This is a genomic window from Frankia sp. CeRuru1 (assembly GCF_977966315.1).
In genome coordinates this window covers 1-19,893 of record NZ_CDWWEW010000046.1, presented here as the reverse complement: position 1 = coordinate 19,893, position 19,893 = coordinate 1, and the positions used below count along the sequence as shown (strand labels likewise).

The following is a 19,893-nucleotide window of genomic DNA, read 5'->3' as shown; positions in this document are numbered from 1 at the left end:
GGCCAGCGGGAAGGGGGGGGGTCACCGAGATGCCCGGCGGGCGTCCACCGGCGGGTCCCGGCGCCGGACCGTCCCAGGTGGTGGTCACGTCGAAGGGATCGGCGGGACGCGCACCGCCGCCTGCCGGCGGCATGGCCGGTCCCGGTCCCGGCGCCGGCTCACGCCGGGGCCAGGGAGTCGAATCCCAGGACGTGGGCGCGGGCTCACGGGAGACAGGACGGGCTGCCTGCTCGCCCACCCGCTCCACCGCGAAGAAATCGTCGTCACGACGGGAGGCAGCCGGGCGCCCCGTGGCACCGTCGCGGTCGGTGTCGTAGGTCGTCACAGAACTGTCACCCGCCTCCGGGCGCGGGCGCCGGACGTCGGCGACGTTATCCCGGATTCAGGCATCATGGCCACTGAACCGCTGTATTTGATCATAGGGCGGCATCTCCTGCCCCCCTGGTCAGCACGATGCGGGCAGTCATCGTGTGGACGTGCGTCGGGTAAATGTGTGATCTGGCCACGCCACCGGGTCCCCCGCCCGGGCGGACGAATGCACGTGGAGCAGCCTCGCTCCGGGAGGAGCGGTCTCGGGATGCGTCCCGGAGAACCGCACCGCCATGACCGCCCGTTGATACGTGAAGGACGTCTTATCACATCGCCGACGAAAAAGCAATAGCACTCTTGTCCGTCGTCCCGCAGCCTATCTAGGCATGTGATAATAGTTCTGTCAACCCACTGTACACCGGTAATCGTCATCGTTTGTCACGGCAGGCGGCATAGATCTCCCGCACGATGCGCTGCGACGACTCGGACTGGACGTTGTCGCTGAACCGCTGGTACTCCTCCTGGGTGTAGTCGGCTTCCAGCTTCTCCAGCGTGCAGGTGCAATAGCCTTCGTTACCGTTGCTGACGTCGAGGCACGAGCTGAGATATGCCTGACGGACCTCCGGGGAGTAACGGCCCTTCCCCACCGCGGCCGGCCCGGCCGCGGTCCCGGAGCCCGATCCACCGCCGCCGAGGGCGAGGAATCCGATGACGCCGAGCCCGAGGCAGACGAGAACGACGGCGGCGCCGATCAGCAGCGGCGGACGGTCGCGCACGTGCTGGACGAGCGCGGTGACCCGTGCCGGCAGCCCGCCGGCCTCGGCACGCCGGGCCGCCGCCCCGCGCCGAGCCGTCGCCCCGCGCCGGGAGGTGGGCCCGGACGGTGCCCATCCACTGTCGTGCTCGTCGAACGACCCGGCATACGGCTCCGGCCCGCCGTCCGGATCGCCGTCCCACCGCGGTGTGCCGTCCGCCGCACCACCGGTGGACGGGGCGTACGTCGCCGCCATGCCCCCGACACGCCGGATCTCGCCAGTCGAATCGCCGCCGCCCCAGGTCGTCTGCGCTGCGGCCGGCCCTGCGGCCGGCCCTGCGGGCGCAGCCACCGGATCGACGGGATCCGCCGCACCCGCGCAGCGGGCCGGACCGGTCAGATCGCCCCACTCCGACGGCCCGCGCGGTGCAATGACGTCCGCGGCCGGTTCCCCCCACCGGCCGCGCTGGCCGGTGGGGCCGTAGGGTGCCAGCCCCTGTGTGTCCGGCTCTGATGGCGTGGCCACCGGGCCGCCCATGGGACGGGGTGAATCGGTGAGCGCCCCGCCCCAGCTCGGCGGTGCCGGAGCCGCTTCCACGGCACCGGGCCCGGAATCGGGCGACAAGCCGGCAGCGCCGGGCCGCCCACCGAACGAACCGCCCTGCGCTCCTACATCGGACCCGGCCCGACCGGATCCAGGCTCCCCGACCGGACCGGCACCGAAGGCGGGCCCACCGGGATGGTTACCGAATCGCGCCAAGGCCGACGGACCGGCCGGCGGCGCTGCCGATGACGGCTGCCAGGTCTGGGCGGCCTCGTCCCAGACATAGGCACCGTCATCGCTGACCCAACGGCCGTGCTCGTCGAGAAGCATCTGTCGTCCTTCATGCCGGAGACGGACCGCTTCCAGGGTGCCATGTCGGGTAAGAGCCCGGATCGACCGGGTACCGCCGGTGGTTGGCACACCACGGGCACGCCCGTCGGGCTCGCGCACCAGCGAGCGATACCTCACGCGACGGCTACCGCCTCGCAGGACGCCCGACGACCACGCATGACGTGCATCGTCGGTCACGGACTGGCAGTCACCATGATCTCCGCCTTCTGGAACTCCTTCAAAGTTGCGTATCCCGTCGTCGCCATTGCCGTGCGCAGGCCGCCGGCCAGGTTGAGGACACCGGTTCTGGTCGCCGTGCCCGGACCGGTCACGATCTGCGCGAGCATCCCGGTCGGGGCCACCGGCGACCAGCGTCCCCGCGGCAGGTCGGAGTGCAGCACGTCCATCGGCCAGACCCCGCCCTGGCCCGGGGCCTCCTCTGCGGCCGCGAGCGCCGCGTCCACCATGACCGCGTCCGCGCCGCAGGCCACCGCCTTCGCGACGTCACCGCCAGTCCGAAGGTCACCATGCGCGACGACGTGGACGTAGCGGCCGCCCGACTCGTCGAGATAACGCATGCGCGCACCGGCCGCGTCCGCGATGGCGGTGGCGAGCGGCACGCCGACCCCGAGCTCGTCCCGGGTACGGTCACCGAAGCCGGACCCGACGCCCACGATGACACCGGCCGCCCCGGTGCGCATGAGGTGCAATGCGGTGGAGAACGACGCGCACCCGCCGACCAGCACCGGGATGTCCAGCTGCCCGATGAACCGTTTGAGGTTGAGCGGCTCACTGCGGCGGGACTGATGCTCCGCCGAAACCGCCGTACCGTGGATGACGAGCAGATCGATCCCGGCGGCCAGTACGTGCGGGCACAGGGCCTTGACCTTCTGCGGGCGCAGCGCCGCGGCCACGACCACCCCAGCGTCCCGAAGCTCGGTGAGACGCTGCGCGATCAGCCCCGGCTGGACCGGCGCGGAGTACAACGCGCGCAGCCGATCGGTTGCCGCGTCCGGGCCCTGGGCGGCCCCGATCTTGCTGAGCTCGGCGATGTGGTTCTCCGGCTCCTCGTACCGAGTCCACAGCCCCTCGATGTGCAGAACACCGAGACCACCGAGCCGGCCGAGCGCGATCGCCGACGCGGGTGAGGTCACCGCGTCGGCCGGAGCGGCCACGAGCGGCAGGTCGAACCGGTAGGCGTCGATCTCCCAGGCGAGCGAGACGTCCGCCGGGTCACGGGTCCGACGGGATGGAATGATGCCGACGGCGTCGAGACCATACGCGATCCGCGCGCTCTTGCCGATGCCGATCTCGATCTCTGCCACTGCTGGCGCCTCCTGATTGGGCCGGCAGGCTCGTGCCGACCGGAAAACCGACGTATCTGCTCCACGACTGACCGAACATCCCGGTGACCAGGTGACCAGGTGACCGCGCACAAGACGCGACGGCCGTCACCGGCCTGGGGACGGCCCGGCGACGGCCTGGTCGGTCGCGCGGCGCGACGGCGTCAGCGCGCGGAGTTGTAGTTCGGCGCCTCGACGGTCATCTGGATGTCGTGGGGGTGACTCTCGATCAGCCCCGCCGAGGTAATACGGATCAACTGCGCCTCATCCTGCATCCGCCGGATGGTGGGCGAGCCGGTGTAGCCCATCGCCGCCCGCAGACCGCCGACCAGCTGATGGGCCACGGCCGCCAGTGGACCCCGGTAGGGCACCTGGCCCTCGACGCCCTCGGGAACCAGTTTGTCATCGGAGAGCACGTCGTCCTGGAAGTACCGATCCTTCGAGTACGACCGCGCGCTGCCGCGGCTACGCATGGCGCCGAGCGAGCCCATGCCCCGGTAAGCCTTGTACTGCTTGCCGTTGATGAAGATCAACTCTCCTGGGCTCTCGTCGACACCGGCCAGCAGGCTGCCCAGCATGACCGTGTCGGCGCCGACGGCGATGGCCTTCGCGATGTCACCCGAGTACTGCAGGCCGCCGTCTCCGATCACCGGCACACCGTGCTCCCGGGCGACGCGCGATGCCTCGTAGATGGCCGTGACCTGGGGGACGCCGACGCCGCTCACCACCCGGGTGGTACAGATCGAGCCGGGCCCGACCCCGACCTTGATGGCGTCCGCCCCGGCCGCGATCAGCGCCGCCGCACCGGCCCCGGTCGCCACGTTGCCACCGATCACGTCGAGCGGCCGGCCGTCCACCCCGGTCGGCATGTCGGTCTTGATCCGGCGCACCACGTCGGGCACGGCTCGATGATGCCCGTGCGCGGTGTCCACGACGAGGAAGTCGACCCCGGCGGCGACGAGGACCTGGGCGCGCTTGTAGGCGTCCTCCCCCACACCGACGGCGGCGCCGACCATCAGCCGGCCATCGGTGTCCTTGGTGGCGTGCGGGTACTGCTCCCGCTTGGTGAAGTCCTTGACTGTGATCAGACCGCGCAGCCGGTCACGCTCGTCCACGATCGGCAGCTTCTCGACCTTGTGGCGGCGGAGCAGGGCGAGCGCGTCCTCCGGCGAGACGCCCACCGGTGCGGTGATCAGCGGCATCGGGGTCATGACGTCCTGCACTCGACGCGAGTAGTCCCGCTCGAAGCGGATGTCCCGGTTCGTCACAATGCCGACCAGCCGGCCGTCGGATTCCGTCACCGGGACACCCGAGATCCGGTACCTCGCCATGAGGACGTTCGCGTCCTCCAAGGTGGCGTCGGGCCCGCAGGTCACCGGTGCGGTGATCATCCCGGACTCGGAACGCTTCACCATGTCGACCTGCTGCGCCTGCTCGTCGATCGAGAGGTTGCGGTGCAGTACCCCGACCCCGCCCTGGCGCGCCATCGCGATGGCCATACGGGCCTCGGTCACCGTGTCCATGGCCGACGACACCAACGGCACGGCGAGATCGATGCTCCGCGACAGGCGGGTCGTCGTGTCCGCCTCCGCCGGTACCAGGTCGGAGGCGGCCGGAAGCAGCAGCACGTCGTCGAAGGTCAGCCCGAGCATCGCCAGCTTCGGCGGTACCGCGGCGGCATCGGCCCCCAGCAGGTCGGGACGCGCGCCGACGTGGGTGCCCACCCCGGCCGGCAACGTGAAATCGGTGGCGAGGGGACCGTTCATGGCACCTTCCATTCCGCGTTGACCGAGGCCGCGGACCCAGACCGACGCCGCGGCACGAGCCCCGCCCGCCGTCCTGGAGCGACGGGTCGCGCGCAACGGCGGAAAAGTATACCTACTACCAGAACCGGGCTACCAGAACCGGGCACCGAGCGGCGGCACAGACTCCATCGTAGAGGTCACCGGCACATATCGGCGGTTCCGGCGTGACCGACATCGCCCGTGACCGACATCGCCATGGATGACATTTCTCTATACCACAGCGCCGCCCACCGGGCCTGATCGGGACCCGCGCGCCCAGCAGAACAGCGGACCGACCGCGACGGACTATGTCCAGAGCGCCGCACATCGGTGCCGAGACTCCGGATCGGGACCACTAAGCAGTCCGGGCAAGCGTAGCGTGGTCGTCGTGAGCGACGAGCCTGTCGACCCCTTCGCGGGCGACCCCGAGGATCCGGCTGCCGAGCTCGCGCGCCTCGACTCCGTTGACGACCTCGACCTGCTCGAACCGCTGTCCTTGCACGAGCGGGAGGAAGTCCTCGCCGAGCTGGGAGACCTCGACGTCTTCCGCACGCTGCTCGAGCCGCGCGGCTACCGCGGCCTTGTCGTCGACTGCGAGGGCTGCGCCGAGCCCCACTTCTTCGACTGGGACCTGCTGGCTGGCAACCTGCGCAACCTTCTCAACGAGGGGCGGACGAGAGTCCACGAGCCGGCGTTCGCGCCGGACCCGTCGTGCTACGTCAGCTGGGATTACGCCCGCGGCTTCGCCGACGGGATCTACGAGGCATCCGCCGCCTCGGAGGCGGACTCGCGCTGAGGCGGCCTCGCGTCGCCGCCTGACCGGACACCCGGCCGGGGTGGATGCTGCGCGCCGACGGAGCGCGGCCGGCGGTGGCCACGCTAATTCCCGCTCAGGCCGTGTGACCAGCCGACCACCGGGGTAGGCGTTCGACCGTCAACAAAAGTTCCGCCGGACCTGCGGATCCGGCGCGGTCGGTCAGCCATGACGGAACACGGCGCCGGCCGGAAGTCCCGCGGCCGACTCGGACCCTGATCCGCCTGAGATCCCTGGACATCCAGGGACTTCCCGACCGTGCAACGGCCGGGCGGAACGACCCGTGACGCGGGCTCACCCGGGTGAAATTTCAAGATCACTCAGAGGGTGACCCGGTACTACGGTGAAGTGGCGGCGCTTGCCGCTCAGGTCGAAAGGGGGCTCAGATCGATGACCGACGTCCGACGACTTCCAGGCCCCGGCGCGGAGAAGTGGGAATGGCAGCTGCACGGGGCGTGCCGTGGTGAGAGCACGGAGCTCTTCTTCCACCCGGAGGGCGAACGGGGGCCGGCCAGAGCCGCCCGTGAGGCCGCGGCCAAGGCGGTCTGCGCCCGCTGCCCAGTCATCCGCGCCTGCGGTGAGTACGCGCTGACCGCCCGGGAGCCCTATGGCGTATGGGGCGGGCTGAGCGAGTCCGAACGGGATGCGATCCTCACCGGCCGCTCCCGGCGGGGGGCCACGAGACGCACCCCGGCCCGGCCCGGACTCGCACCGGCCTGCTGAGAGAGGGCGGCCAGGGGCCGATAGGCGGACGGGTCGGGATATCCGGTCCTGATCTCCTGGACCACCCACGACGGGTGAGCGACCCGACAGCGACCCGACGCGGCGGCGGCCCAACGCGCCGGAGCCCGGTCGATCATCAAGGACCGACCGGGCTCCGGACGTACCGGGGCCCGGGGGCCGGGCCGCACCCGGCGGGGCCCCACGACGCCGATCCGGTCAGAAACCCGGGCCCTGCGGGTGACTGTGCCCGTGCCCGTGGCCGCGGCCGTCCTGGGGAGCGGGCTCCGCCGGCTTCTCGACGACCAGGCCCTCGGTGGTGATGAGCAGAGCCGCGATCGAGGCGGCGTTCGCCACCGCCGACCGGGTGACCTTGACCGGGTCGACGACGCCGGCCGCGATCAGATCGGTGTACTCGCCGGTGGCCGCGTTGTACCCACGACCCGGCTCGAGCTCCTTGACCTTGGAGACGATGACCGCGCCCTCCAGACCAGCGTTGCGCGCGATCCACGACAGCGGGGCGTCGAGCGCGGAGCGCACGATCCGTACCCCGGCGAGCTCGTCCCCGGTACGGCCAAGCCCGTCGTCGAGCACGGACGCCACGTGGGTGAGCGCGGAACCGCCGCCGGCGATGATGCCCTCCTCGATGGCCGCGCGGGTGGCCGACACGGCGTCCTCGAGGCGGTGCTTCTTCTCCTTGAGCTCCACCTCGGTGGCGGCGCCGACGCGGATGACCGCGACCCCACCGGCGAGCTTGGCCAACCGCTCCTGCAGCTTCTCGCGGTCCCAGTCGGAGTCGCTGACCTCGATCTCCTGCTTGAGCTGACGCACCCGATCTGCGATCGAGGAGGCCTCGCCAGCCCCGTCGACGATGGTGGTGTTGTCCTTGTCCACCGTGACCCGCCGGGCCCGGCCCAGGTCGGCCAACGTCACCGCATCGAGGGAGAGACCGACCTCCGAGGCCACCACCTGGCCGCCGGTGAGCACGGCAATGTCCTGCAGCAGCGCCTTGCGGCGGTCCCCGAACCCGGGAGCCTTGACCGCGACGACCTGGAAGGTCTTGCGGATCGAGTTCACCACCAGGGTGGACAGGGCCTCGCCCTCGACCTCCTCGGCGATGATCAGCAGCGGCTTGCGCTCCTGGACGACCTGCTCCAGCACGGGCAGGATTTCGTTCAGCGCCGAGATCTTGCCCGGGTAGAGCAGGACGTAGGCGTCCTCAAGCACGGCCTCCTGGGCCTCGGCGTCCGTGACGAAGTACGGCGAGATGTAGCCCTTGTCGAACTGCATGCCCTCGGTCAGTTCAAGATCCAGTCCGAGGGTCTGGCTCTCCTCGACCGTGATGACGCCATCCTTGCCGATCTTGTCGATCGCCTCGGCGATCAGTTCCCCGACCTGCGAGTCCTGAGCGGAGATGGCGGCGACCTGGGCGATGGTCTCCTTCGAGTTGACCTCGATGGCCTGCTTCAGCAGGGCCGCGGAGACGGCCTCGACGGCGGCCTCGATGCCCAGCTTCAGCGCCAGTGGGGCGGCCCCCGCGGTCACCTGCTTGAGACCGAAGCGCACCATTTCCTGGGCCAGCACGGTCGCCGTCGTGGTGCCGTCGCCAGCCACGTCGTTGGTCTTGGTGGCGACTTCCTTCGCGAGCTGGGCGCCCAGGTTCTCGTAGGGGTCCTCCAGCTCGATCTCGCGCGCGATCGTCACCCCGTCATTGGTGATCGTCGCGACGCCGTAGTGCTTGTCGATGACGACGTTGCGACCACGCGGGCCGATCGTCACCTTGACCGCGTTGGCCAGGGCGTTCACCCCGTGCTCGAGCGCGCGGCGGGCGTCCTCGTTGAACGTCAGAATCTTCGACATACCTGGTTGTCCTCCCGACACCGAATACCGGTGGAAAACAGCAGGGGCGCGCCCCGCCGGCGGGCCCGGCGGGAACCGGGCGGCCGCCAGCGGGACGCGCCCCTTGGTGCTACCGGCGAGCGGCCTACTTCTCGATGATCGCGAGAACGTCGCGAGCGGAGAGCACGAGGTACTCCTCGCCCGAGTACTTGACCTCGGTGCCGCCGTACTTGCTGTAGAGCACCACGTCGCCGACCTTGACGTCGAGCGGGACGCGCTTGCCGTCCTCGAACCGACCCGGGCCGACCGCGAGAACGATGCCCTCCTGGGGCTTCTCCTTCGCCGTGTCCGGAATCACGATCCCGGACGCGGTGGTCTGCTCCGCGTCGGAGGGCTGCACGACGATACGGTCCTCGAGAGGCTTGATAGCAACCTTGGTGGCGGTCGTCACGATCGACCTCCCCCTTCCTGCGCTGGATGAGAGAGCGACCCTGGCGGCCTGCCGTCGCGGGTGAACAGGCGCCTGTTGTCGCTGGCACTCTCACGTGCCGAGTGCCAACTTAGCACCCGCGCCGCAGACGTCAACCAAGACGGTCGGATCTGACAAGACGGCGGGAATTCAGGTCGTCCCGAGCCGGCCCCTGGCCAAGACCCGGCCCCCTTCGCGGCGGCCCGCTCCCACCGGTCGGCGCCCGGCGCCACGAGGCCACATGAGCACATGAGCACATGAGCACATGAGCACATGAGCACATGAGCACATGAGCACATGAGCACATGAGCACACGGGGACATGGGGCACCATGAGGACATGATCTGGATGTGGGAGGCCAAGGCTGCGGCCGGCCGGGCGGGTGGCCTGCGGGACTGGGCGATCGATGCGCTTGCGGAGCGCGACGGCGAGGTCTACGTCAGCAGCCAACGGGGCGAGGATCTCGTCGTCATCATGCTGCGGACGCCGCCCGATGCGGGCACGTCCGCGCAGACTACCGGGGACACCCGCTGCCCGCTGCCGGAGCCACCGGCCGAGCTGACGAACGGCGATCCGCGTGCCTGGCGGTTCGAACAGGTCAGGGCTCGGCCCGAGAGGTGATGAGCAACGTCGCCTCGACGCGGTCGAGCAGCTCCGCGTAACCAATGGTGTCGATCTTCCGGACCCGCATCACGTAGGCATCTCCGCCGGAAGGCTGGTAGTAACCGCGACGCAGCCCAATGTCGACAAAACCGAGCCGGCTGTAGAGGGCGCGGGCCGCCTGGTTGTCGGTGCGGACCTCCAGCCCGCAGCTGCGGGCACCCGCCCGCCGGGCGTCACGCAGCAGGGCGATCATCAGACGGGCGCCCACCCCCCGCCCGCGCATCCGGGGCACAACGCCGATCGTCTGGATGTAGGCGCCGTCCTCGGCGAGCGCCAGCCCCGCATAACCGACGATCGCGGACGTGTCGTGCGTCGGGACGCCCTGTGGACGCCACAGCGCCGTCAGGTACCGTCGCTGCTCGCCCTGCGCGAGTTCGGACCAGAACAGCTCGGCCGTCCACGGATCGATGTCGAATACCGTCTGCTCCAGCTCGGCGACCATCGCCACGTGCCACCAGCGCATTGGAACGAGGAGCAGATCCGGCCCATCCGGACCGGTAGGGTGTGATCGCGGCTGCGTCAAACCGTGACCGGCTTCGGTGTGTGCGGTTCGGTCGCGTCCGGCCGCCGCAGGTAGAGCGGGACGAGGGGCTGGGGAGCGCGCCCGGCCAGCACGTCGGCCCCGGCGAGACCGACGAGCAGCTCTGGCCGGGGATAGCCGTCGTCCGGCTGGCCTGCGCCGGGCGCGGGCGCCTCCCCGGCCGTGGTACCGGCCGCGGCCGCGGCGAGTTCGGCGAAGATCTCCGGGTAGAGCACCGTTCCCGGGCCGACGACGCGGTCGACACCGAGGCCGCGCAGGAACCGGACGACGTCGGCCGGACGGCCAACGGCCGGATCGCCGACCCGCACCCCGTCGCGGTAACAGGCCCAGAAGACCTCGCGCCGACGGGCATCCGTCACGACGGCGACGGAGCCGCCGGTGGCGGCACCGATGGCATCCAGTGAGCACACCCCGTGCACCGGCACGCCCAGTGCGTCGGCGAAGGCGGCGGCGGTCACCATCCCGACCCGCAGACTGGTGAACGGCCCGGGACCGGCGCCCACAACCACGGCGTCGAGATCGGTGGGGCGGGCACCCCCCTCGGCGAGCACCGCGCGCATCGACGACGCCAGCAACTCCCCGTGGCGGCGGGCGTCAACGGTGACCATGACCGCTCGCGGCCACACGTGCACCCCGAGCGCGGCGCGCTCGCCACCCGTCCCACTCACCGGCCGCGCGGGGTCGGACGACGTCAGCTCGGCAAGCGCGACCGAGCACGCTGCCGTGGATGTGTCAAGAGCCATCACCAGCACTCGTCCAGACTACGGATCGCCTCGCCGACCACGGCGGGCACCCGCCCCACCACCACGATGCCACCGATGTCACGCCGCGCGCGGCGGGTCGATGCGGGGAGTCTCAACTCACCGGCGCACGTGCGCGCAGCCGTTCGATCCAGCTGGCCCCGGACGGGACGAGGCGGACTATCCGCGTCTCCCCGACCTCGTCGGCACGTGGCCGGGAGATCATGATCTCCAGATGATCCTGCGTGAGACGTTCCACGAGACCGACGCCCCACTCGACCACGGTGACCGAGGTGTCGACGTCGGCGTCGAGGTCGAGATCGTCGACCTCGGCGACCCCACCGAGCCGGTAGGCGTCCACGTGCACGAGGGGAATCCGCCCGTCCGGGTAGATCCGGGCCAGCACGAACGTCGGCGAGGTGACCGTTTCCCGCACGCCCAGCCCGGCCGCGATCCCCTGGGCCAGGACCGTCTTGCCCGCGCCAAGCGGGCCGGAGAGCACGAGCAGGTCCCCGGGTCGCAGCAGGGTGGCCAACCAGGCCCCGAACTCCCGCATGCGCTCCGCCGTGGACACCTCGACCGTGTTCATGTGCCTTCCGTCGTCGCCTCGCTCCGGGGCCCGCGTGGGGAAACGGAGAATGTCTCGGCCCGTGCCGACCGACCGGCCCGTGCCGACCCCGACCGACCGGTCCGTCCCGACCGACCGGTCTGTGCCGGCGCCGACCGGTCGGCCCGTGCCGACCGCGGGCGCGGCATGGCGCGTGGCACCATCGCCTGCCGTGCCATCTCCCGGATGGCGGCGTTCACCACGTCCGGGCGTTCCAACATGATGGCGTGCCCGGCGCCCTCCTCGACGATGAGCTCCGCCCGGGGCAACACCTCCGCCAGGGTGCGGCTGTGGGCAAGCGGGGTCATCAGGTCGGCGTCCCCGACGATGAGCACGGTCGGGATCTCCGCCAGCCGCTCGGCCGCCACGAGCCGATCGTGGTCGAGCAGGGTGGGCAGGAACGCCGCGATGACCGGGATCGGGGTGTCCGCGACCATGGTCTCCAGGAAGGAGACCACCGACGGCGGTAGTTCGGTCGATCCGAACCCGATGCGCCGCGTCAGCTCCCACGACAGGTCGCTGCCCCGCCGCCGGGCACGTTCGAGCAGGCTCGGCGCGTGCCGCATACCGACCGCGAAACCCGGCAGAACGCGGCGCACCACCCCGGTCACCGACGCCGGCAGCCCGAAGGTCAGCCGGGCCAGCTCACCGGCGCTGGTGGCGAGCAGGGCCACCCCGACGATGCGGTCATCGAACAGTTCCGGGTGGGTGTCGGCCAGACCCAGCACCGTCATGCCGCCCATCGAATGGCCCACCAGGATGATCGGCCCCCGGGGGACCCGCTCGGTGATCACTCGGAAGAGGTCGTCGGCGAGTACGTCGATGGTGCAGTTCTTGACCTCGGACGGCCCGGAACGCCCATGCGCCCGCTGATCATAGAAGACCATCCGGCCGAGGTCCGTGAGCGCCCGCTGCTGCAGGATCCAGGAATCGGCCGTGACGCAGAACCCGTGGACGAACACCAGCGTCACCGGGGCGTCCGACGGGCCGATCTCCTCGATGTACAGCGGAACACCGTCCCCCGCGATCACGGTGGTGACCCAACCCCTGATCGGCTCGATCCGCGCGTCGGACGCGAGATCGGCCATCCCACGCCGACGGCGGATCATCCGCCGCTCGGCGACCAGGCCCGCCGCGACGGCAGCGGCACCGACCACCCCGAGCGACCCCGTGGCCCGAGCCGAGCGGGAACCCGCGATCGCACCCACGGTCTTCGCCATCGGCGCCACCTCTCCTCGGTGCCTCTTCTGCACCGATGATGCACCCGGCCACGCCGGCCGACGGGCCCCCCGGCCGGGACGTGGGGGGCGTCAGCCGGGGCCTGGGGAGCGTCGGATGCGCGGCCGGGGAAGCTTACCGGGCCTGTACGCGGATCCCGTGCTCAGGCGAAGCCCGGCATCGGGAAGGCGGCGGTCAGCTCGGTGACCTGCTCCCGGACCCGGGTGATGGTCGCGGTGTCGCCGGCCACGGCGGCCTTGACGACATCGTCGATCCAGCCGGCGAGCACCGGCATGTGACCGGCGCCCAGGCCGCGGGTGGTGATGGCGGCGGTTCCCAGTCGGATACCGGACGGGTCGAAGGGCCTGCGCTGGTCGAAGGGCACCGCGTTGTAGTTCAGCTCGATCCCGGCCTGGTCGAGCGCCCGGGCCGCGGGCTTGCCGCCGATGTCCCTGCCGGTCAGGTCGATCAGGATCAGATGGTTGTCGGTACCGCCGGTGACCAGGTCGAAGCCCCGCTCCACCAGGGCCTCGGCCAGCGCGCGGGCGTTCGCCACGACCGCGTGCGCGTAGTCGCGGAACGCGGGTGCCGCCGCCTCGCGCAGGGCGACGGCGATCGCCGCGGTGGTGTGGTTGTGCGGCCCGCCCTGCAGGCCCGGGAACACCGCCTTGTCGATCGCGGTGGCGTGCTCGGCGTCGGAGAGGAGCATCGCCCCGCGCGGGCCGCGCAGCGTCTTGTGCGTGGTGGTGGAGATCACCGGGGCGTGCCCCACCGGCGAGGGGTGTGCCCCACCCGCGATCAGCCCGGCGATGTGCGCGATGTCCGCGACGAGCACCGCCCCGACCTCCCGCGCGATCGCGGCGAACCCCGGGAAGTCGATCGTCCGCGGGATCGCCGTACCGCCGCAGAAAATAATCCTGGGACGCTCGGCCAGGGCGAGGTCGCGCACCTCGTCCAGGTCGATGCGGCCGGTGCCGGCGCGCACGCCGTACCGGACGCTGCGGAACCACGTGCCGGTCGCGGAGACGCTCCAGCCGTGGGTCAGATGGCCGCCCATCGGCAACGACAGGCCCATCACGGTGTCCCCTGGCTCGGCGAAGGCCAGATAGACGGCGAGGTTCGCCGGGGAACCCGAGTACGGCTGGACGTTGGCGTGCTCGACCCCGAACAGCGCCTTGGCACGGTCGACCGCAAGCGTCTCGATCGGATCGATGACCTGCTGGCCCTCGTAGTAACGCCGACCGACGTAGCCCTCGGAGTACTTGTTGGTCAGCACGGAGCCGGACGCCTCCAGCACCGCGGTAGAGACGTAGTTCTCCGACGCGATCAGCCTGATCGACGAGAACTGGCGCATGGCTTCGGCCTCGACGAGACCGGCGAGTTCGGGATCGGCGACGGCGAGGTGGGGAATCGGTGGTTGATGCACCTTGACCTCCGGCAGGTCTGATCCGGCCGGGGGTGCCCAGGCGCGCGGCACCGTTCCGCTCGATCGCTCCCCGGTGGTCAGTTCCACCTCGATGCGCCAGTCACGACTCCGGGCCGAGTCTAGGGGATGGGCCCCGCCCCACGGCACCGGATCCACGCCGGTGCGACGCGTCGTGACGGCACCGAGCGTCGTGAAGACGACAAACGTCGTGAAGAAGACAAGCCGGGCGTAGGCCACAGCGCCGACGCCCGCCGGACCGGGTGGGAGCGGGCCGACTACCGTGGAAGTGCCGCCCCCGGCTGGATCGACTGGATCGAGAAGCCGGGAGCGGGCGGATCCGGTGGGATCAGATCGATCAGCGGGTGTGGACCGGAGGCGGAGATCGTGCGGCTGAGGTGGCACAGGAGCAAGGACATCCCGGCGAGCGCCGGCCGTCGTCTGACGGGCCCGGAGCGCGCCGCCGCACTGGGGGTGCCAGACGACACCGAGCCGGCCGAGGGCCCCGGCGCCGCGGCTCCGGCTCCGGTGTCGGCCGGGCCGGTGATGCTGACACTGACTACCCGTTCCCGCCTCGAGGAGGCCGAGCGCGAGGCCGCCGTCTCCCGCCCCGTGCGTCGGCGGATGGAGCGCGGCTCGCTCGGCGGCCACGTGTCGCCCACCGGCGGTCACGGTTCCGGCGGTGCCTGCGGCCCCGGCGGCTGCGGCTGAGCCCGCATCCCGCATCTTCGACTCGTCCGGCGCCGCCCGAGAGGCCGCCCGACGGGCCGTCATCAGACGTAGCGGCGGGGGACCCGAGCCCCGACCCGGCTGACGATCTCGTAGTTGATGGTGCCCAGCGCCGCAGCCCAGTCGTCCGCGGTCGGTTCGCCGCGGTCACCGGGGCCGAAGAGCAGCACCTCATCGCCGGCCGCCACCTGGTCGTCACCCACATCGAGGACGAACTGATCCATGCAGACCGTGCCGGCGATGCGTCGGCGCCGCCCGCCGAACAGCACCTCCGCGGTGTTCGTCGCGGACCTGGGGATGCCGTCGGCGTAGCCCAGCGGCACCACGGCGAGCGTCGTCTCGCGTGTTGTCGTGTACCGGTGCGCGTAGGAGACGCCGGTTCCCGCCGGTACCCGCTTGGTCAACGCGGCGTGCGTCGTCAGCGTCATCGCGGGGCGCAGACCGAAGGCCGCCGACGGCCCGACCTCCGGGCCCGGGGACAGTCCGTAAACGGACACTCCCGGTCGAACCAGGTCGAAATGCGCCTCCGGGCTGACCAGGGTGGCCGCCGAGTTCGCCAGATGCCGCACGGACGGGTGTAGCCCCGCCTTCGTGGCGATGTCGATCGCATCCCGGAAACGCCCGATCTGACCCTGCACCGTGGGATGCCCGGGGGCATCGGCGAACGCGAAGTGGCTCCACACGCCGATCACCTCGATCACGCCCTCGGCCTCGAGTGCCGCCGCGGCGTCGCACAGCGCCGGCCAGTCGGCCTCCGTGGCTCCCGCCCGGCCGAGGCCCGTGTCCGCCTTGAGGTGCACCCGGGCGGTACGGCCGGTCCGCCGGGCCGCCGCGGCGGCCTCCTCGAGCGCCCAGCCCGCGGACGCGGACAGGTCGACATCCGCGGCGATGGCGGCGGCGAACGATTCACCGGGCGCCGCGAGCCAGGACAGCACCGGGACGGTGAACCCGGCCGCGCGCAGGGCAAACGCCTCCTCGAGGAACGCCGTGCCGAGCCAGGTGGCCCCGCCCTCCAGGGCCGCCCGCGCGCACGGGATCATGCCATGGCCGTAGCCGTCAGCCTTGACGACCGCCATGGTGGCGGCGTCGCCTGCCCGGGCGACGAGGGCGGCCACCGACGTGCGGACCGCGTCGAGATCGATGGCGGCATAGGAACGAAGATCATTCCTGGCAGGAGGATCGGCCCGCTGTTCGGTCACGCCGTCACGCTACTCCGCGTGGCATCCGTCGCTGGTCGAGCAGGTCGCCGATGACCTGGGGCAGGATGGCGGGCAGATCATTCGCTGCCAGCGGCACGGGGGCCCGCTCGGCGGCCCGGCCGTGCAGATAGGCGCCGACCGCCCCGGCCGTCGCCGGGGCGAGCCCGGCGGCGAGCAGTGAGCCGATCAGGCCGGTCAGCACGTCACCGGTCCCGGCGGTCCCCAGCCATGCCGATCCGGTCGTGTTGACCAGCGCCCATCCATCCGGCCGCACGACGAGCGTGCGGGCGCCCTTGAGCAGGATCACCGCTCCCGTCGCCGCCGCGGCCCGCCGGAGAACGGCGAGCCGATCGTCGGCGAGTTCGGCGGCGGTGGTCTGCGCATCCCCGCCAAGGGCGACCGAGACGAACCGCTGGAACTCGCCCTCATGCGGTGTGATCAGCACCGGCGCCGCCCGCTCGGCGACGGCAGCGGGCCGCGCCGCGATGATCTCGGCAAGCGGGTCGAGGCCTCCCGCGTCGACCAGGACCGGAAGGTCCGTCGCCAGCAACGCCGTCAGCAAGGTACGGACCGCGGGTCCCGGCGCCAGGCCCGGGCCGATCGCCCAGGCCTGGACCCGGCCGGCGGCCAGCATCGCGTCGGCGTCACCGGCCTCGATGGCGGTCACGACGGCCTCGGGATGCGACATCCGCACGAAATCGCCGGCCCTGCTCACGACCGCGCCGATGGCCTCGCCCGCGGCCTTCTCGGCGTGCCCCTCGGCCTTCTCAGCGTGCCCCTCGGTCACTACCCGCAGATACCCGGCGCCGCCGCGCAGCGCGCCGCCGACCGCGAGCACCGCGGCGCCCGGATAGGCGCCGCTGCCGGCAACGAGGCCGAGGACCCCGCGACTGTACTTGGACGCCCTCGGGCTGGGAACGGGCAGCGTCGCGGCAACGTCGGCATCGTCGAGAGCGCACAGGTCGGGTTCAGGCAGGTTCAGTCCGATGTCGACCAGCTCGACGGGACCGGTGTGGGCGGCACCGGGCATGAGCCACAAGCCGCGTTTGCGGGTACCGAAGGTGACAGTACTGCTCGCCCGGACCGCCGGCCCCGCGACGGCCCCGGTATCCGCGTCCACCCCGCTGGGGACGTCGACCGCCACCGTCCGTTCGGGGGGCGCCAGAGCGGCGAGCCGGGCGTACGGCCCGCGCAGCCCGCCCCGGCCACCGATGCCGAGCAACCCGTCCAGCACCAGATCGGCGGCGGCGAACAGAATACGCAGCCGCTCATCGTCGATCGGCTGCCCCGCACCCGCCGGACCGCCCGCGCCCACCACCGGACCCGGATGGTGCAGTCGACCACCGGCCGCGAGCAGGGCGGCGGTGCCTTCCGGATGGGTGCGGCCGGGTGCCACCGCATCAACCCGCGCCCCTCGGGCGGCCAGCCGCGCTCCGGCCCAGAGGGCGTCACCACCGTTGTCGCCACCGCCGGCGAGCACGACGACGCGGGCACCGTAGACCCGCCCGAGGCGTCGTGCGGCGTGCGCGACGAGCCCGTGCACCGCCCGCTGCATCAGAGCGCCGGGGGGCAGCGAGGCGAGCAGCGGCGCCTCGGCACCTCGAACCTGTTCAACCGTATGGGCATTGCGCATGCCGACATGCTGCCCCGCTCCGATCCGCGGGCGCCCGACAGGCCGGCACGGGCCCACCGGACCCGACCATGCTCAGGTCTCGGCAACGACCATCGCCACGGCCACGCCGCCGTCGTGGGTGAGCGAGAGATGCCAGGACGCGATGCCGAGCCGGGCCGCCGCGGCGGCCACCGTGCCGATGATCCGTAACGACGGTCGCCCCCCGGTACCGAGAACCACCTCGGTGTCGTGCCACTCGAGACCGGGGGGTGCGCCGAGAACCTTGGCGACCGCCTCCTTCGCCGCGAACCGGGCGGCCAACCGCTCGGGCCGGGCGAGGCTCCGTTCGGTCGCGGTGAACAGCCTCATCGCGATGCCCGGCGTGCGTGCCAGCGTCACGGCGAACCGGTCAACATCCACCACGTCCACTCCGACGCCCACCACCGCCACCTGGGAAGGTTCCCACAAACGCGGTGTTACCCCGCCGTCGGCACCGGGACGGCCGGTGAGGTCCCCGCTAGCCGGTTCACGCCCACCTCGCCGAGGCGCCCGCGCCCCGCTGATCAACGCTTCGTCGATCAGCGCGTCGCAGCCCGCCCCGGGGCCGATCCGCCGTTGCCGTCATCCTTGCTGCCACCATCGGGAGCGGTGCGGCCCTTGTCCGCGCCGGTACCCGTGGCGGCACCCTCCGGTCTCATCGGGGGCTCGACATCGTCCCCGGCGAGGATCCGGTAGAGACCACGGCGGGTCTCGGCGAGCAGGGACCGCGCCGCGGCGATCTGCGCTTCGTCTCCGGCCTGGGCCACCTGGACGATGGCCGCACCGACGGCGAACGCCAGCGTTCGCAAACTGGTGAGATCGTCATCGACCGCCGCCGCGGCGGTCTCCCACGGCTTGCGCCCCCCTGCGCGTGCCTCGACGTGCGCCCGCCCGGCGTCGGTGAGATGGAAGACTCGCTTGCCCTCCGCCTCCTCCGCGCGCACGAGCCCCTCGTCGGCCAGCAGCGACAGGACCGGGTAGACCGACCCCGGGCTCGGCCGCCAGATGCCACCACTACGCTCCGCGAGCTCACGGATCATCTGGTAGCCGTGCATGGGCTCCTCGGCCAGCAGCGCGAGCAGCGCCTCCCGGACGTCACCCCGCCCCACCTTCGGCCCACGGCCGAAGCTGCCGGGACCGCCAAAACCGGGGCCGCCGAACCCCGGACCGAACCCCGGACCGAACCCCGGGCCGGGAAAGCCGCCGAACGGCCAGCCCGGTCCGCCCCGGCGGCCTCTCGGCCCGCCTCCTCCGTGCCCACCGTGCTCACGATGCCCACCGTGCTCACGATGCCCACCGCGGCCACCACGGCCGGCGCGACCGCTCTCGGAGTGGTCCTGCTCGCCGGCCACCGCCTCCGACCGGCCACCACACTCCCCCCAGGCGCTCACCGCCTCGAAGAAGTCCCGCAGCCGGGACGGGCCGAACCCGGCCTCGCATCCCCAGCGGCCCCATGGGCCCGGCATCACCTGTGAAACCACGATCATTCCCTTCGGGTCGGCGCGACCGGAGCCATCCGCCCACACCTCATCACGTAGGCTCACGATATATCGCGATGCAATCGACAACAAGACCTACTCGCCTAGGCATCCCCGAACCGCGCGAATTCCGTAGGATTGAGCAGTGATCATTTCGGGGTCCGGGGAGAACGGGCACGGCGGAGACGCCGTCACCCCGCTCGAGGCAGCCTTCGAGGAACGTGCCTGCGCACAGCACGCCGGCACCGACGTCTTCATAGAAGGGGTGAATCTGGCCCTTCTCGGTCGAGTCGAACAACTCCGCATCCGCCCCACCAACGCATCCGGCACGGTGGACGACGACGGTTCGTACGAGGTCCGCCTGGAGGCGGCCGACGACGGGCCACGGACGGGCTGTACCTGCACCGAGGGATCCACCGGCTCGTTCTGCCGGCATGCGGTCGCGGTCGCCCTCGTGGCCACCGGCTCGGCGGGACTCGCCGAGGACGACGAGGACATCGAGGGGGAGGACGGCGCGATCCTCGGTGAGGAGACCCTCTTCACCGACGACCCGGTCCACGCCGCGATGCGCGTCTTCCTCAGCCGCGCCCCTCGCGCCGAACTCGTCGAGACCCTGCTCGACGCCGCCGACGACAACGACGCCGTCGCCGATGCGCTGTGGGAGGCGACGGTCGCCTGGCACGGCCGTCAGCACGGAGCGACGCCGTCCACCTGACCAGGCAGGCCCGAGCCCAGCCC

The 19,893-nt window shown here is 71.6% G+C and carries 19 protein-coding genes, 1 pseudogene and 1 riboswitch; of the genes and pseudogenes, 5 read left to right on the top strand and 15 right to left on the bottom strand.

Features of this window, described 5'->3' with window-relative positions; translation table 11 throughout:
• The 4 genes and pseudogenes from AC08OP_RS05765 to guaB all read right to left on the bottom strand — a co-directional run.
• Positions 1-325: pseudogene (locus tag AC08OP_RS05765) on the bottom strand (hypothetical protein); the annotation flags it as partial.
• 412 nt (positions 326-737) lie between these two features.
• Positions 738-1,937 carry a hypothetical protein gene (locus tag AC08OP_RS05760; protein ID WP_476613230.1) on the bottom strand — a complete coding sequence of 400 codons (1,200 nt, stop codon included), beginning with the start codon at positions 1,935-1,937 and terminating at the stop codon, positions 738-740.
• 194 nt (positions 1,938-2,131) lie between these two features.
• Positions 2,132-3,262, bottom strand: coding sequence for a GuaB3 family IMP dehydrogenase-related protein (locus tag AC08OP_RS05755; protein WP_476613229.1), 1,131 nt, complete (start codon positions 3,260-3,262; stop codon positions 2,132-2,134).
• Between the two features lie 182 nt (positions 3,263-3,444).
• Positions 3,445-5,046, bottom strand: coding sequence for an IMP dehydrogenase (gene guaB / locus AC08OP_RS05750; protein WP_462185727.1), 1,602 nt, complete (start codon positions 5,044-5,046; stop codon positions 3,445-3,447).
• Between the two features lie 397 nt (positions 5,047-5,443).
• On the opposite strand from guaB, the gene AC08OP_RS05745 reads away from it, so the two are divergent.
• Together AC08OP_RS05745 and AC08OP_RS05740 are read left to right on the top strand one after the other, a co-directional pair.
• Positions 5,444-5,860 (top strand): DUF5319 domain-containing protein, encoded by a 417-nt coding sequence (locus AC08OP_RS05745; protein WP_462185726.1) that lies wholly within the window; start codon positions 5,444-5,446, stop codon positions 5,858-5,860.
• Between the two features lie 408 nt (positions 5,861-6,268).
• Entirely contained in the window at positions 6,269-6,601 is a 333-nt protein-coding gene (locus AC08OP_RS05740) for a WhiB family transcriptional regulator (protein ID WP_462185725.1), read from the top strand.
• A gap of 216 nt (positions 6,602-6,817) precedes the next feature.
• On the opposite strand, the gene groL is transcribed toward AC08OP_RS05740, so the two are convergent.
• Positions 6,818-8,458, bottom strand: coding sequence for a chaperonin GroEL (gene groL / locus AC08OP_RS05735; protein WP_476613228.1), 1,641 nt, complete (start codon positions 8,456-8,458; stop codon positions 6,818-6,820).
• A gap of 124 nt (positions 8,459-8,582) precedes the next feature.
• Entirely contained in the window at positions 8,583-8,888 is a 306-nt protein-coding gene (groES, locus tag AC08OP_RS05730; protein ID WP_011435085.1) for a co-chaperone GroES, read from the bottom strand.
• A 339-nt stretch (positions 8,889-9,227) separates the two neighbouring features.
• On the opposite strand from groES, the gene AC08OP_RS05725 reads away from it, so the two are divergent.
• Positions 9,228-9,527 (top strand): hypothetical protein, encoded by a 300-nt coding sequence (locus tag AC08OP_RS05725; protein WP_476613227.1) that lies wholly within the window; start codon positions 9,228-9,230, stop codon positions 9,525-9,527.
• Here AC08OP_RS05725 and rimI read toward each other — a convergent pair.
• The 5 genes from rimI to AC08OP_RS05700 all read right to left on the bottom strand — a co-directional run bounded on the left by rimI (position 9,505) and on the right by AC08OP_RS05700 (position 14,101).
• Complete coding sequence (gene rimI / locus AC08OP_RS05720) at positions 9,505-10,032, bottom strand: ribosomal protein S18-alanine N-acetyltransferase (RefSeq protein ID WP_476613226.1); 528 nt, start codon at positions 10,030-10,032, stop codon at positions 9,505-9,507. The two genes, AC08OP_RS05725 and rimI, sit on opposite strands and share 23 nt — an antisense overlap.
• 56 nt (positions 10,033-10,088) lie before the next feature.
• Positions 10,089-10,853 carry a tRNA (adenosine(37)-N6)-threonylcarbamoyltransferase complex dimerization subunit type 1 TsaB gene (tsaB, locus tag AC08OP_RS05715; protein ID WP_476613225.1) on the bottom strand — a complete coding sequence of 255 codons (765 nt, stop codon included), beginning with the start codon at positions 10,851-10,853 and terminating at the stop codon, positions 10,089-10,091.
• 112 nt (positions 10,854-10,965) lie between these two features.
• Positions 10,966-11,439 carry a tRNA (adenosine(37)-N6)-threonylcarbamoyltransferase complex ATPase subunit type 1 TsaE gene (gene tsaE, locus AC08OP_RS05710; RefSeq protein ID WP_476613224.1) on the bottom strand — a complete coding sequence of 158 codons (474 nt, stop codon included), beginning with the start codon at positions 11,437-11,439 and terminating at the stop codon, positions 10,966-10,968.
• Entirely contained in the window at positions 11,436-12,677 is a 1,242-nt protein-coding gene (locus tag AC08OP_RS05705; protein WP_476613223.1) for an alpha/beta fold hydrolase, read from the bottom strand. The genes tsaE and AC08OP_RS05705 overlap by 4 nt, the downstream gene beginning before the upstream one ends.
• 161 nt (positions 12,678-12,838) lie before the next feature.
• Positions 12,839-14,101: a serine hydroxymethyltransferase gene (locus tag AC08OP_RS05700; RefSeq protein WP_476613232.1), complete on the bottom strand. Its 1,263-nt coding sequence runs from the start codon at positions 14,099-14,101 to the stop codon at positions 12,839-12,841.
• Positions 14,102-14,128: 27 nt separating this feature from the next.
• Positions 14,129-14,215: riboswitch (ZMP/ZTP riboswitch) on the bottom strand.
• Positions 14,216-14,227: 12 nt separating this feature from the next.
• Between AC08OP_RS05700 and AC08OP_RS05695 the strand changes: the two genes are divergently transcribed.
• On the top strand, positions 14,228-14,809 hold the full coding sequence (locus AC08OP_RS05695) for a hypothetical protein (RefSeq protein WP_476613222.1): 582 nt from the start codon (positions 14,228-14,230) through the stop codon (positions 14,807-14,809).
• A gap of 62 nt (positions 14,810-14,871) precedes the next feature.
• Here AC08OP_RS05695 and alr read toward each other — a convergent pair whose 3' ends face one another.
• The 4 genes from alr to AC08OP_RS05675 form a co-directional block, all read right to left on the bottom strand.
• Positions 14,872-16,026 carry an alanine racemase gene (gene alr / locus AC08OP_RS05690; protein ID WP_476613221.1) on the bottom strand — a complete coding sequence of 385 codons (1,155 nt, stop codon included), beginning with the start codon at positions 16,024-16,026 and terminating at the stop codon, positions 14,872-14,874.
• Positions 16,027-16,030: 4 nt separating this feature from the next.
• A complete protein-coding gene (locus AC08OP_RS05685; RefSeq protein WP_476613220.1) occupies positions 16,031-17,659 on the bottom strand; it encodes an NAD(P)H-hydrate dehydratase in 1,629 nt (542 codons plus the stop codon).
• Positions 17,660-17,731: 72 nt separating this feature from the next.
• Entirely contained in the window at positions 17,732-18,088 is a 357-nt protein-coding gene (locus AC08OP_RS05680) for a holo-ACP synthase (protein WP_476592311.1), read from the bottom strand.
• A gap of 128 nt (positions 18,089-18,216) precedes the next feature.
• Positions 18,217-19,164 (bottom strand): PadR family transcriptional regulator, encoded by a 948-nt coding sequence (locus AC08OP_RS05675; RefSeq protein ID WP_476613231.1) that lies wholly within the window; start codon positions 19,162-19,164, stop codon positions 18,217-18,219.
• Between the two features lie 136 nt (positions 19,165-19,300).
• Between AC08OP_RS05675 and AC08OP_RS05670 the strand changes: the two genes are divergently transcribed.
• Entirely contained in the window at positions 19,301-19,870 is a 570-nt protein-coding gene (locus AC08OP_RS05670) for an SWIM zinc finger family protein (protein ID WP_476613219.1), read from the top strand.
• Positions 19,871-19,893: the final 23 nt, after the last annotated feature.

Excerpts from the sequence above, each read along its gene's own strand:
- AC08OP_RS05725 (WP_476613227.1), top strand. The coding sequence starts at position 9,228 with ATGGGGCACCATGAGGACATGATCTGGATGTGGGAGGCCAAGGCTGCG.
- tsaB (WP_476613225.1), bottom strand. The coding sequence starts at position 10,853 with ATGGCTCTTGACACATCCACGGCAGCGTGCTCGGTCGCGCTTGCCGAG.
- AC08OP_RS05675 (WP_476613231.1), bottom strand. The coding sequence starts at position 19,164 with ATGATCGTGGTTTCACAGGTGATGCCGGGCCCATGGGGCCGCTGGGGA.
- AC08OP_RS05760 (WP_476613230.1), bottom strand. The coding sequence starts at position 1,937 with ATGCTTCTCGACGAGCACGGCCGTTGGGTCAGCGATGACGGTGCCTAT.
- AC08OP_RS05705 (WP_476613223.1), bottom strand. The coding sequence starts at position 12,677 with ATGGCGAAGACCGTGGGTGCGATCGCGGGTTCCCGCTCGGCTCGGGCC.
- groL (WP_476613228.1), bottom strand. The coding sequence starts at position 8,458 with ATGTCGAAGATTCTGACGTTCAACGAGGACGCCCGCCGCGCGCTCGAG.
- guaB (WP_462185727.1), bottom strand. The coding sequence starts at position 5,046 with ATGAACGGTCCCCTCGCCACCGATTTCACGTTGCCGGCCGGGGTGGGC.
- rimI (WP_476613226.1), bottom strand. The coding sequence starts at position 10,032 with ATGCGCTGGTGGCACGTGGCGATGGTCGCCGAGCTGGAGCAGACGGTA.
- AC08OP_RS05740 (WP_462185725.1), top strand. The coding sequence starts at position 6,269 with ATGACCGACGTCCGACGACTTCCAGGCCCCGGCGCGGAGAAGTGGGAA.
- tsaE (WP_476613224.1), bottom strand. The coding sequence starts at position 11,439 with ATGAACACGGTCGAGGTGTCCACGGCGGAGCGCATGCGGGAGTTCGGG.
- AC08OP_RS05685 (WP_476613220.1), bottom strand. The coding sequence starts at position 17,659 with ATGCGCAATGCCCATACGGTTGAACAGGTTCGAGGTGCCGAGGCGCCG.
- AC08OP_RS05695 (WP_476613222.1), top strand. The coding sequence starts at position 14,228 with ATGGGCCCCGCCCCACGGCACCGGATCCACGCCGGTGCGACGCGTCGT.